The 12,459-nt window shown below is 69.8% G+C and carries 8 protein-coding genes and 1 riboswitch; of the genes, 3 read left to right on the forward strand and 5 right to left on the reverse strand.

Annotated elements, in window-relative coordinates:
- Positions 1-536: 536 nt before the first annotated feature.
- Positions 537-718, forward strand: a riboswitch (cyclic di-AMP (ydaO/yuaA leader).
- Between the two features lie 5 nt (positions 719-723).
- The gene (locus tag ACGFW6_RS22345) at positions 724-1,452 is read left to right on the forward strand and encodes a LysM peptidoglycan-binding domain-containing protein (protein ID WP_393512432.1); all 729 of its coding nucleotides are present in this window, start codon (positions 724-726) and stop codon (positions 1,450-1,452) included.
- A 34-nt stretch (positions 1,453-1,486) separates the two neighbouring features.
- On the opposite strand, the gene ACGFW6_RS22350 is transcribed toward ACGFW6_RS22345, so the two are convergent.
- Positions 1,487-2,317: an HAD family hydrolase gene (locus tag ACGFW6_RS22350; protein WP_393512435.1), complete on the reverse strand. Its 831-nt coding sequence runs from the start codon at positions 2,315-2,317 to the stop codon at positions 1,487-1,489.
- A 308-nt stretch (positions 2,318-2,625) separates the two neighbouring features.
- Here ACGFW6_RS22350 and fahA point away from each other — a divergent pair, with 308 nt between their 5' ends.
- Together fahA and ACGFW6_RS22360 are read left to right on the forward strand one after the other, a co-directional pair.
- Positions 2,626-3,846 carry a fumarylacetoacetase gene (gene fahA / locus ACGFW6_RS22355; protein ID WP_393512438.1) on the forward strand — a complete coding sequence of 407 codons (1,221 nt, stop codon included), beginning with the start codon at positions 2,626-2,628 and terminating at the stop codon, positions 3,844-3,846.
- A gap of 276 nt (positions 3,847-4,122) precedes the next feature.
- Positions 4,123-5,061, forward strand: coding sequence for a M56 family metallopeptidase (locus ACGFW6_RS22360; protein ID WP_393512441.1), 939 nt, complete (start codon positions 4,123-4,125; stop codon positions 5,059-5,061).
- A gap of 87 nt (positions 5,062-5,148) precedes the next feature.
- Here the strand turns inward: ACGFW6_RS22360 and recQ are convergent, their stop codons facing one another.
- The 4 genes from recQ to nuoL all read right to left on the reverse strand — a co-directional run bounded on the left by recQ (position 5,149) and on the right by nuoL (position 12,454).
- Positions 5,149-7,158 (reverse strand): DNA helicase RecQ, encoded by a 2,010-nt coding sequence (gene recQ / locus ACGFW6_RS22365; RefSeq protein WP_393512800.1) that lies wholly within the window; start codon positions 7,156-7,158, stop codon positions 5,149-5,151.
- A 159-nt stretch (positions 7,159-7,317) separates the two neighbouring features.
- Complete coding sequence (gene nuoN / locus ACGFW6_RS22370; protein ID WP_393512444.1) at positions 7,318-8,967, reverse strand: NADH-quinone oxidoreductase subunit NuoN; 1,650 nt, start codon at positions 8,965-8,967, stop codon at positions 7,318-7,320.
- Complete coding sequence (locus ACGFW6_RS22375; RefSeq protein ID WP_393512447.1) at positions 8,964-10,535, reverse strand: NADH-quinone oxidoreductase subunit M; 1,572 nt, start codon at positions 10,533-10,535, stop codon at positions 8,964-8,966. The genes nuoN and ACGFW6_RS22375 overlap by 4 nt, the downstream gene beginning before the upstream one ends.
- 5 nt (positions 10,536-10,540) lie before the next feature.
- The gene (nuoL, locus tag ACGFW6_RS22380; protein ID WP_393512450.1) at positions 10,541-12,454 is read right to left on the reverse strand and encodes an NADH-quinone oxidoreductase subunit L; all 1,914 of its coding nucleotides are present in this window, start codon (positions 12,452-12,454) and stop codon (positions 10,541-10,543) included.
- Positions 12,455-12,459: the final 5 nt, after the last annotated feature.

Raw genomic sequence — 12,459 nt, forward strand, 5'->3', positions numbered from 1 at the left:
CTCCCGGTACGCGCAAGCCCGTTGGTCCGCCCCTGAGAACCCGAGCGCCCCAGCGCCCCAGCGCATGAGGACCTGGGCACCCGAGCGCCCGGGTTGCCGCGAAGAGGCCCTGGGAACGCCGACGACCGACGAGGCGGATCCGCTACGAGACCAGCGGCGACCGGGACCATTTCGTGACTTTTGGCTAGGCCGTCCGCCCCGGGGGCGAAGAGGCGCTTTTCGGTCCGACATGGGAAAAACGGACTCCACGGACAGCCACTTATAGGCGAGTTGGAGCCATTGCCCGATTTGCCATGCTTGCGCATACCAGTGAGTTGGGTCACTCGGACCGGTCGCGCACCCGGCCGGGAAGACCCCCTTCCCTCCTTGCCGCGAAAGCAAGTTGAGGATTGGCAACCGCAAAGGATCAAGCGCCCCATACGCACCAGACCATGGTCAAACTGCACGAGAGGTGACCTCGGCACTTGTTCCGGGCATGTGCTCTCGCATACGTTCCCGCTCGTCGGGCGGACGCCTAATCCTGCCGCTGCCCGAGTCATCCACCCACGCAACTCACACACGCACGGCAGGAGCGGGGGACCCAGGTAAGCCGCCGGACCGGACGCCTTGATGGCGGACCGGACCGGCTAGGGGTGAAGTCGCGCTGCCGCACGGTGGCCCGGCCGGGCATCTCCCGCCCGAACCCGACAGCTCACCTCGCAGGCGTCGGAGAGGAACAGCGCCATGCCCCGAGGCAAGCACCGCCGCCCCCGCACCAACCCGCTCACCCGTCGTGCCGTCATCGCCGGAACCGGTACCGCCGCTCTCGCCCTCCCCCTCCTGAGCGCGACCACCGCGAGCGCCGCCGAGCCCGCCACGGCCAAGGTCGGGTCCGTCGCGTACACCACCAAGAAGGGCGACACCCTCTACGGCATCGCCGACCGGTACGACGCCCAGGGCGGCTGGAAGCAGCTCTACAAGGACAACCGCAAGGCCATCGGCGACAACCCCCGGCTGATCCACCCCGGCACCGACCTGAAGGTCCGGGCGACCAAGAAGGTCAGCACGTCGGACAAGACGGCCTCCAAGGCCGCCGCGCCCGTCAAGAAGTCCTCCGTCGCGCAGGCCACCCAGTCCTCCGTGAAGACGTTCCCGGACAACCTCGACGGCTGGATCCGCAACGCCCTGGACATCATGGAGCAGAACGGAATTCCCGGGTCGTACGAGGGCATTCACCGCAACATCATGCGTGAGTCGTCCGGCAACCCGCTGGCCATCAACAACTGGGACTCCAACGCGGTGGCCGGCACCCCGTCGAAGGGCCTCCTCCAGGTCATCGACCCCACCTTCGCGGCCTACCACGTGCCGGGGACCGTCTACGACCCCTACAACCCGGTGGCGAACATCGTGGCCGCGTGCAACTACGCGGCCGACCGCTACGGCTCGATCGACAACGTGAACGGCCCCTACTAGGAGCCGCGAGCCACCCATCGGCGCATATAGCCCCTTACCGGGCGATATGTGCCAGGGTGTCCGCGAAGAGTCTCTCGAGGACGACGGCGATGCCGTCGTCCTCGTTCGACTCCGTGATCTCGTCGGCGACCGCCTTCAGTTCGGGATGCGCGTTGGCCATCGCGACCCCTCGGGCGGCCCAGTCGAACATGGGGATGTCGTTGGGCATGTCCCCGAACGCGATGGTCTCGCGCGGACCGAGGCCGAGGTGTTCGGCGGCCAGCGCCAGACCGGTCGCCTTGGTGATGCCGCATGGCTGGAGTTCGACGGTGCCGGGCCCCGACATGGTGACCGTCGCCAGCGAACCGACCACCGAACGCGCCGTCGCCGCCAACTCGTCGTCCGACAGCGTCGGATGGCGCAGCAGCACCTTGCTGATCGGCTCGCACCACAGGTCGTCACGGCGCCTGACGCGTACCGCGGGCAGCGTGGGGTGCGGCATCAGATAGCCGGGCTCGATGAGCGTGAGCCCGTCCACGCCGTCCTGGTCGACGGCCGCGTACACCTGGCCCACCTCGGCCTCGATCTTGCCGAGCGCGGTCTCCGCCAGCTCCCGGTCCAGCGTCACGGACCACAGCAGACGATCCGCGCCGGCGTCGTACAGCTGCGCGCCCTGTCCGCACACCGCGAGCCCCGTACTGCCCAGGATGTCCAGCAGCGGCCGCACTCTGGGCGCCGGCCGCCCGGTGACGACGAGGTGCTGGGCACCGGCCGCCGCCACCCGCGCGAGCGCGTCGAGGGTCCGGTCCGAGAGCGTGTCGTCACCTCGGAGCAGCGTCCCGTCCAGGTCAGTGGCGATGAGTGAATATGCGATGGGTGGGGCCATGATCAGAGAATACGGACAGGAGGCCCCATCGACTCGACCTGAACCGGACGGCTGCTGTGTTCACATGTGTTGACACCTGTTCCGGTTCCATTTCTGCTAATGGACGCGCAACTGCCGTCCGCCCGCCGCGATTTCACTCCCCCGTGGCCACGTCGTGCGCGCGATACCCCGCCGAGGGTGACGACCTGCTGTTTCACCGGCCCCGGCGACGCGGGTTCTCGCACTGCCCAAGGCAGGCGGCTCACCCGTAACGTGTGGCCCGACCGACCACATGGCATACGGAGCGTATGAGAGTGAGGCAGCACCCCATGCCCCCCTTCGATCTCCCCGAGGGCGACCCCTTCGGCACGCACAACCTTCCGTACGGCGTCTTCTCCCTTCCCGGTTCGGACTCCGCGCGACGGGTCGGCGTCCGGCTCGGCGACCACGTCCTCGACGCGGGCAGGGCAGCCCACGCCCTCGGTTCGCCCTACGCCCCGCTGCTCGCACAGGACTCCCTGAACCCGCTCCTCGCCGCCGGCCGCACCACCTGGTCCGACGTGCGGCGCGCGCTGACGGCCTGGGTGACGGTGCCGGCGCACCAGGACGCCATCCGCGACCTCTTCCACCCCCTGTCCTCGGTGACCCTGCACCTGCCCTTCCAGGTCGCCGACTACGTCGACTTCTACGCCTCCGAGAACCACGCCCGGAACGTCGGCCAGATCTTCCGCCCCGACGCCGCGGACTCCCTGACCCCGAACTGGAAGCACCTGCCGATCGGCTACCACGGCCGCTCCGGCACGGTCGTGGTGTCCGGCACGGAGGTCGTGCGCCCGTCGGGGCAGCGCAAGGCCCCCACCGATCCGGCGCCGGTCTTCGGCCCCTCGATCCGCCTCGACATCGAGGCCGAGGTCGGTTTCGTGGTCGGTACGCCGTCGCGCATGGGCGAGCCGGTCGCGCTGGGCGACTACCGGGAGCACGTCTTCGGCCTGTGCCTGCTCAACGACTGGTCGGCACGCGACATCCAGGCCTGGGAGTACGTCCCGCTCGGCCCCTTCCTCGGCAAGTCCTTCACCACGTCGGTGTCGGCGTGGATCACCCCGCTGGACGCCCTGGACGACGCGCGGGTGGCACCGCCGCAGCGCACGCACCCCCTGCTGCCGTACCTGGACGACTCCGGCTCCGAGACCGAACCCGGCGGCTACGACCTGCGTGTCTCGGTGGCCGTCAACGGCCATGTGATCTCGGAGCCGCCCTTCTCCACCATGTACTGGACGGCCGCCCAGCAACTCGCCCATATGACCGTGAACGGCGCCTCGCTGCGCACCGGCGACCTGTACGGCTCCGGCACGATCAGCGGCCCGACCGAGCGCGAGCGCGGCTCACTGCTGGAACTGACGTGGAACGGCCGCGACCCGCTCGAACTCCCCGACGGCAAGCGGACGTTCCTGGAGGACGGCGACGTGGTGACGCTGTCCGCCTGGGCGCCGGGGCCGGGAGGGGTCCGGGTGGGACTGGGTGAGGTCACGGGGCGCATCGCGGCGGGGTGACGTGGAGGCCGGAAGCGGGGCCAGGGTCGAGGGCGCGGCCAACTCGCCCATGCCGCAGGACGTTTCGTGTCCTCGGCCAGGCTGGCGGCGCCGGGGCCGGACGGTTGCGCGGTCGGCGGCCCCGACCGCGCATTCGACGCGTCTTTCCCCCTGACTCCGTCGACCGTCACCGTCATACTGACTGGCGGTGGGACGCGCGCCGTATCCGGTGTGGGCGGCCCGCCGGCCCGCACGGCCGCCCCCGCATGTTCCTGTCCAGGATCCGGAGACCCAGGCATGACCGTCTGCATGCTCCTGTTGAGCATCGTCGCCCTGGCGGCCGCCGTACCCGTCCCCCGGGCGCTGACCCGGGCCACCTGGCCGGAACGGGAACCCGTGGTCGCGCTCTGGGTGTGGCAGTGCCTGGTCGCCACCGTCCTGCTGTGCTGCCTGACGGCCCTGTCCCTGGGCGCGGCCGCCGTCTTCGGCACGGTGCGCACCCAGCTCTTCGCCCCGGCCCCGCCGTCCGTGGCGGAGGCGTACGACCTCTCGGCCGCGCCGGTCTGGGCGGCCGTGCTCACCGTACTGCTGGCCTCGGGTGCGGCCTGGACGACCGCGATGCTGGCCCGCGAGGCCGTCGAGGCCCGCCGGCGACGCGGGGTGGCCAGGGCCCACCTGCGAGAACGCGCCCCCGACCTGCCCGCGGGCCTGGGTTCTGCGCGCGGCCCGCTGCTGGTGCTGGAGGACGAGTACCCGGACGCCTGGTGGATGCCCGGCAGTCCGGCCCAGCTGATCGTCACCACCGGTGCCCTGCACCGCCTGACCGACCACCAGCTCGACGCGGTCCTCACCCACGAACGCGGCCATGCCCGCGCCCACCACGACTGGCTGCTGCACCTGTCCACCGCGCTCGCCACCGGATTCCCCCGCATCCCGTTGTTCGCCCACTTCTGCGACCAGACCCACCGCCTGGTCGAACTGGCCGCCGACGACACCGCGTCCCGTCGCTGCGGTCATCTGACGACGGCCCTGGCCCTGATCGAGCTCAACCAGCACCGAGGCGTCCTGTCGTGCGCTTCCACCCACCGGCTGCTGGGCGAGCGCGTCGACCGCCTCCTCCAGCCCCCGCCCCGCCTGGGCCGCCGCGACCGCGCGCTCACGACGACGCTGGCGACACTGGTCCCGCTTCTTCCGCTGCTCATCACGTTCGCCCCGGGGCTGACGGCACTGACGTGATCGGCGTGCCGGGCCGTCGGGACTGCGGCAGCCGAGGTCGCCGGGCAGTGCCGGACAGCTGACGCTCTTGGGTCGGCGGGGCCCTCCCTAGGCCCAGTCCTCCGGCTCCGGCTCCCTCTCCATCTCGGGCCAGTCGTCCATCCCGTGACCTGCCGCGGGAGCCGCGTCCACCGGCCCTGAACCGGCTCCGGACTCACCCCGCGCCGAGACCAGCACCTCGATGACTCCCTCGCCGTACGTGGCCAGCTTCTTCTCGCCGACCCCGCTGACGCTCCCGAGCTCCCGTACCGACCCGGGCCACACGGTCACGATCTCCCGCAGCGTCGCGTCGTGGAAGATCACATACGCCGGGACCCCCTGCTCCCGAGCCTGCTCGGCGCGCCAGGCCCGCAGCGCCTCGAAGGCCGGCACCAACGCTTCGGGCAGCTCGGCCGCCGCGGCCTTCGCCTTCTTCTCCCCGCGCGCGCCGGACCCCGAGCCCGACCGCGAGGTCGCCGGCTTCTTCGGTTCCTTCCGCAGCGGCACCTCCCGCTCACGCCGCAGCACCGACCCGCTGGCCTCCGTCAGCACCAGCGTCCCGTACTCCCCCTCGACCGCGAGCAGCCCCTGCGCCAGCAACTGCCGTACGACGCCCCGCCATTCGCCCTCGCCGAGGTCCTCGCCGATGCCGAACACGGACAGCTGGTCGTGATCGAACTGGATCACCTTGCCGGTGCGCCGCCCCAGCAGGATGTCGACGATCTGCACCGCCCCGAACTTCTGCCCCCGTTCGCGCTGCAACCGCACCACCGTCGACAGCACCTTCTGGGCCGCGATCGTGCCGTCCCAGGTCTCCGGCGGCGTGACACAGGTGTCGCAGTTGCCGCAGCCCACCGGCTCGGGGTCCTGGCCGAAGTAGGCGAGCAGCTGGCTGCGCCGGCACTGGGCCGTCTCGCACAGCGCCAGCATCGCGTCGAGGTGGGAGGCGGCACGGCGCCGGAACGCCTCGTCACCCTCGCCCGAGTTGATCAGCTTGCGCTGCTGGATGACGTCGTTGAGGCCGTACGCCATCCATGCCGTGGAGGGGAGGCCGTCGCGGCCCGCGCGGCCGGTCTCCTGGTAGTAGCCCTCGACCGACTTCGGCAGGTCGAGGTGGGCGACGAAGCGGACGTCCGGTTTGTCGATGCCCATGCCGAAGGCGATGGTCGCGACCACGACCAGGCCGTCCTCCCGCAGGAAGCGGGACTGGTGCGCCGCGCGCGTGCCCGCGTCCAGTCCCGCGTGGTACGGCACCGCCTCGACGCCGTTGCGGGACAGGAACTCGGCCGTGGCCTCCACGGACTTCCGGGACAGGCAGTACACGATGCCCGCGTCGCCCGCGTGCTCGTCCTTGAGGAAGCTCAGCAGCTGCTTCTTCGGGTCGGCCTTCGGCACGATCCGGTACTGGATGTTCGGCCGGTCGAAGCTCGCCACGAAGTGCCGGGCCGTCGGCATGTTCAGGCGCTGGGTGATCTCCTGATGGGTGGCCCGGGTGGCCGTCGCGGTGAGAGCGACCCTCGGGACGTCCGGCCAGCGCTCGCCGAGCAGCGACAGAGACAGATAGTCGGGCCGGAAGTCGTGGCCCCACTGGGAGACGCAGTGCGCCTCGTCGATGGCGAACACCGAGATCTTGCCGCGGGAGAGCAGTTCCAGCGTCGTGTCGAGCCGCAGCCGCTCCGGTGCGAGGTAGAGCAGGTCGAGCTCGCCCGCGAGGAACTCCGCCTCGACGACTCGCCGCTCGTCGAAGTCCAGCGTGGAGTTGATGAACCCGGCGCGCACACCCAGCGCCCGCAGCGCGTCCACCTGGTCCTGCATCAGGGCGATCAGCGGGGAGACGACCACGCCTGTACCGGGTCTGACCAGGGACGGGATCTGGTAGCAGAGAGACTTGCCGCCACCGGTCGGCATGAGCACGACCGCGTCGCCGCCCGCCACCACATGCTCGATGACGGCTTCCTGCTCGCCGCGGAAGGCTTCGTATCCGAAGACCCGGTGCAGCGCGGCCAGCGCCTCGCTGCCGCCGGTCTGCGCCGTCTCGGTCACCCCTGGCATCTCCCTGATCCCGCCCGTCGCACCCATCGCCGTGTCCCCCGTACGTCGTCCCTCGACCACTGCCTCCACGATAGGGGTCAGGACCGACAGCGCCGGAGTTATCCACAGGCTCGCACCGAGGCAAGGCGGCGGCCCGGCACCCCTCGGAAGGGATGCCGGGCCGCCGTCGTGAACGAGGGTGCCGCCTCAGCGCACGAATACTCCCGCCTGGTTCGCCAGGTCCAGGAAGTACTGCGGCGCCACGCCCAGCACCAGCGTGACCGCGACACCGACGCCGATCGCCGTCATCGTCAGCGGCGACGGAACGGCGACCGTCGGGCCCTCGGGCCGGGGCTCGCTGAAGAACATCAGGACGATCACGCGGATGTAGAAGAACGCGGCGATCGCGGACGAGATCACACCGACGACGACCAGCGCTCCCGCCCCGCCCTCCGCGGCCGCCTTGAACACGGCGAACTTGCCCGCGAAGCCGGAGGTCAGCGGAATGCCGGCGAAGGCCAGCAGGAACACCGCGAACACGGCCGCGACCAGCGGCGAACGGCGGCCCAGACCGGCCCAGTTGGACAGGTGCGTCGCCTCACCTCCGGCGTCGCGCACCAGCGTGACCACGGCGAACGCCCCGATCGTCACGAAGGAGTACGCGGCCAGGTAGAAGAGGACGGACGACACCCCGTCGGGCGTGGTCGCGATGACACCCGCGAGGATGAATCCCGCGTGCGCGATCGACGAGTACGCCAGGAGCCGCTTGATGTCGGTCTGCGTGATCGCGATGATCGCGCCGCCCAGCATGGTGACGATCGCGACGCCCCACATGACCGGCCGCCAGTCCCAGCGCAGGCCCGGCAGCACGACGTACAGGATCCGCAGCAGCGCGCCGAACGCGGCCACCTTCGTCGCCGCCGCCATGAACCCGGTCAGCGGCGTCGGCGCGCCCTGGTAGACGTCGGGCGTCCACATGTGGAACGGGACCGCACCCACCTTGAACAGCAGTCCCATAACGATCATCGCGGAGCCGACGAGCAGCAGCGCGTCGTTGCCCATGGTGTCGGCGAGCGCCGGGGTGACGTCCGGTACCGCCCCGTCGACGACCTGCGCGATCGTCGCGTACGACACGGAGCCCGCGTACCCGTACAGCATCGCGATGCCGAACAGCGTGAACGCGGAGGCGAAGGCCCCCAGCAGGAAGTACTTGACCGCCGCCTCCTGCGACATGAGCCGCTTGCGCCGGGCCAGCGCGCACATCAGGTACAGCGGGAGCGAGAGGACTTCCAGGGCGATGAACAGCGTCAGCAGGTCATTGGCCGCCGGGAAGATCAGCATGCCCGCGATGGCGAACAGCAGCAGCGGGAACACCTCGGTGGTGGTGAACCCGGCCTTCACCGCGGCCTTCTCGCTGTCGCTGCCCGGCACGGAGGCCGCCTGGGCGGCGAAGGAGTCGACCCGGTTGCCGTGCGCCGCCGGATCGAGCCGCCGTTCGGCGAACGTGAACAGGCCGACCAGGCCGGCTAGCAGGATCGTGCCCTGGAGGAACAGGGCGGGTCCGTCGACGGCGATCGCGCCCATCGCGGCGATGCCCGACTTGGTCGTGGCGTATCCGCCGGCCGCCAGCGCCACGACCGCGGCGAAGGCGGCGACGAGCGCCACGACGGAGACGAACACCTGGGCGTAGTAGCGCGCCTTGCGCGGTACGACCGCCTCGATCAGCACGCCGACGATCGCCGCACCGACAATGATCAAGGTGGGCGACAGCTGCCCGTACTCGATCTTCGGCGTGTCGATCTTCAAGATCGGGTCGGCCGCGGTTGTCCACAGGCTGTGGACGGCTGATGTGCTCACTTGGCCGCCTCCACCTCGGGCTGAGGATCCTTCTTCTGAACGTCCGACATGGTCTGCTGGACCGCCGGGTTGACGATGTCCGTGAGGGGCTTCGGGTAGACGCCCAGGAAGATCAGCAATGCGACCAGCGGGGCGACGACCACGAGTTCACGCACCCTGAGGTCGGGCATCGCGGAGACCTCCGGCTTCACCGGGCCCGTCATCGTCCGCTGATAGAGGACGAGGACGTACAGCGCGGCGAGCACGATGCCGAAGGTGGCGATGATGCCGATCACCGGATAGCGCGTGAACGTGCCGACCAGGACCAGGAACTCACTGACGAACGGCGCGAGTCCCGGCAGCGACAGTGTCGCCAGGCCGCCGATCAGGAAGGTGCCGGCGAGTACCGGGGCGACCTTCTGCACACCGCCGTAGTCGGCGATGAGCCGTGAGCCGCGCCGGGAGATCAGGAAGCCGGCGACCAGCATCAGCGCGGCCGTCGAGATGCCGTGGTTGACCATGTAGAGCGTCGCGCCGGACTGGCCCTGGCTGGTCATCGCGAAGATGCCCATGATGATGAAGCCGAAGTGCGAGATCGACGCGTACGCGATCAGGCGCTTGATGTCCCGCTGGCCGACCGCGAGCAGCGCCCCGTAGACGATGCTGATCAGCGCCAGGACGAGGATCGCGGGCGTCGCCCACTTGCTGGCCTCGGGGAACAGCTGGAGGCAGAAGCGGAGCATCGCGAAGGTGCCCACCTTGTCGACGACCGCGGTGATGAGGACGGCGACCGGTGCGGTGGCCTCCCCCATCGCGTTCGGCAGCCAGGTGTGCAGCGGCCACAGCGGCGCCTTCACCGCGAAGGCGAAGAAGAAGCCGAGGAACAGCCAGCGTTCGGTGTTCGTCGCCATGTCCAGCGTGCCGTTGGCGCGGGCCTCGGCGATCTCCTGGAGGCTGAAGTTCCCGGCGACCACGTACAGGCCGATCACCGCGGCCAGCATGATCAGACCGCCGACCAGGTTGTAGAGCAGGAACTTCACGGCGGCGTACGACCGTTGCGTCGACGCCACCTTCTCGCCGTGCTCGTGGGCACGGTCCCCGAAGCCGCCGATGAGGAAGTACATCGGGATGAGCATGGCTTCGAAGAAGATGTAGAAGAGGAAGACGTCGGTGGCCTCGAAGGAGATGATCACCATCGCCTCGACGGCCAGGATCAGGGCGAAGAAGCCCTGGGTGGGCCGCCACCGCTTGCTGCCTGTCTCCAGCGGGTCGGCGTCGTGCCAGCCCGCGAGGATGATGAACGGGATCAGCAGCGCCGTCAGCACGATCAGCGCGACCGCGATGCCGTCCACGCCGAGTTCGTAGCGGACCCCGAAGTCCGCGATCCAGGAGTGCGATTCGGTGAGCTGATAGCGGTCGCCGTCGGGGTCGAAGCGGACCAGGACGGTGATCGCGAGGGCGAGTGTGCCGAGCGAGACGAGCAGCGCGAGCCATTTGGCGGCGGTGCGCTGCGCGGCCGGTACGGCGGCCGTGGCGATCGCCCCGATCGCCGGGAGCACCGCCGTGGCTGTCAGCAGAGGAAAGGACATCGGTATCAGACCGCCCTCATCAGCAGGGTCGCGGCGATGAGGATCGCCACACCTCCGAACATCGAGACCGCGTACGACCGCACGAAGCCGTTCTGGAGCCTGCGCATCCGTCCGGACAGGCCGCCGACGGAGGCCGCCGTGCCGTTGACGACGCCGTCGACCAGGGTGTGATCGACGTACACCAGGGACCGCGTGAGGTGCTCGCCGCCGCGGACGAGGACGACGTGGTTGAAGTCGTCCTGGTACAGGTCGCGGCGGGCGGCCCGGGTGAGCACCGACCCGCGCGGGGCGACGGCCGGGACCGGGCGGCGGCCGTACTGGCCGTAGGCGATGGCGACGCCGATGACCATGCACGCGACGGTCGCGCCGGTGATGACTCCCGCGCTGAGCGGCGCGTGCCCGTGGTCGTGCCCGGTGATGGGCTCCAGCCAGTGGATGAAGCGGTCGCCGATGCTGAAGAACGCACCGGCGGCGACCGAGCCGACGGCCAGCACGATCATGGGGATCGTCATGACCTTGGGCGACTCGTGCGGGTGCGGTTCGTTGCCGTTCTCGTCCGGCTGCCAGCGCTTCTCACCGAAGAACGTCATCAGCATCACGCGCGTCATGTAGAACGCCGTGATCGCGGCGCCCAGCAGGGCGCAGCCGCCGAGGATCCAGCCCTCGGTGCCGCCCTTGGCGAACGCCGCCTCGATGATCTTGTCCTTGGAGAAGAAGCCGGACAGGCCCGGGAAGCCGATGATCGCGAGGTAGCCGAGGCCGAAGGTCACGAAGGTGACCGGCATGTACTTGCGCAGGCCGCCGTACTTGCGCATGTCGACCTCGTCGTTCATGCCGTGCATCACCGAACCGGCGCCGAGGAACAGCCCGGCCTTGAAGAAGCCGTGCGTCACCAGGTGCATGATCGCGAAGACGTAGCCGATGGGGCCGAGGCCGGCCGCGAGGACCATGTAGCCGATCTGCGACATGGTCGAGCCGGCCAGCGCCTTCTTGATGTCGTCCTTCGCGCAACCGACGATCGCACCGAACAGGAGCGTGACGGCGCCGACGATCGTGACGACGAGCTGCGCGTCGGGCGCCGCGTTGAAGATGGCGCCGGAGCGGACGATCAGGTAGACGCCCGCGGTGACCATCGTCGCGGCGTGGATGAGGGCCGAGACCGGGGTCGGGCCCTCCATCGCGTCCCCGAGCCAGGACTGCAGCGGGACCTGGGCGGACTTGCCGCACGCGGCGAGCAGCAGCATCAGGCCGATCGCGGTGAGCTTGCCCTCGCTCGCGTCCCCGACCATGCCGGGCTCGCCCTCACCGCCGAGCAGCGGCCCGAAGGCGAAGGTGCCGAACCACAGGAACATCAGCATGATCGCGATCGACAGGCCCATGTCGCCGACGCGGTTGACCAGGAAGGCCTTCTTCGCGGCGGTGGCGGCGCTGGGCTTGTGCTGCCAGAAACCGATCAGCAGGTAGGAGGCGAGACCGACGCCCTCCCAGCCGACGTACAGCAGCAGGTAGTTGTCGGCGAGGACCAGCAGCAGCATCGCCGCGAGGAACAGGTTCAGATAGCCGAAGAAGCGGCGGCGCCGCTCGTCGTGCTCCATGTACCCGACCGAGTACAGGTGGATCAGCGAGCCGACGCCGGTGATCAGGAGCACGAACGTGATCGACAGCTGGTCGAGGCGGAAGGCGACGTCCGCCTGGAAGCTCTCGACCTGGATCCAGCTGAACAGGTGCTGGGTGAGGGTGCGCTGTTCGGGATCCTTGCCCAGCAGGTCGGCGAAGAGGACGACGCCGAAGGCGAAGGAGACGAAGGACAGGAGCGTGCCGAGCCACTGGCCGACGGCGTCCAGCCGCCGGCCGCCGCACAGCAGTACGGCCGCTCCGAGCAGGGGCGCTGCGATCAGCAGCGCAATCAGGTTCTCCACGTTTT

This window comes from Streptomyces sp. Y7 (assembly GCF_043195415.1).
Lineage (GTDB): Bacteria > Actinomycetota > Actinomycetes > Streptomycetales > Streptomycetaceae > Streptomyces.

Coding starts and splice junctions, on each gene's coding strand:
- ACGFW6_RS22345 (WP_393512432.1), top strand. CDS start 724: ATGCCCCGAGGCAAGCACCGCCGCCCCCGCACCAACCCGCTCACCCGT.
- ACGFW6_RS22350 (WP_393512435.1), bottom strand. CDS start 2,317: ATGGCCCCACCCATCGCATATTCACTCATCGCCACTGACCTGGACGGG.
- fahA (WP_393512438.1), top strand. CDS start 2,626: ATGCCCCCCTTCGATCTCCCCGAGGGCGACCCCTTCGGCACGCACAAC.
- ACGFW6_RS22360 (WP_393512441.1), top strand. CDS start 4,123: ATGACCGTCTGCATGCTCCTGTTGAGCATCGTCGCCCTGGCGGCCGCC.
- recQ (WP_393512800.1), bottom strand. CDS start 7,158: ATGGGTGCGACGGGCGGGATCAGGGAGATGCCAGGGGTGACCGAGACG.
- ACGFW6_RS22375 (WP_393512447.1), bottom strand. CDS start 10,535: ATGTCCTTTCCTCTGCTGACAGCCACGGCGGTGCTCCCGGCGATCGGG.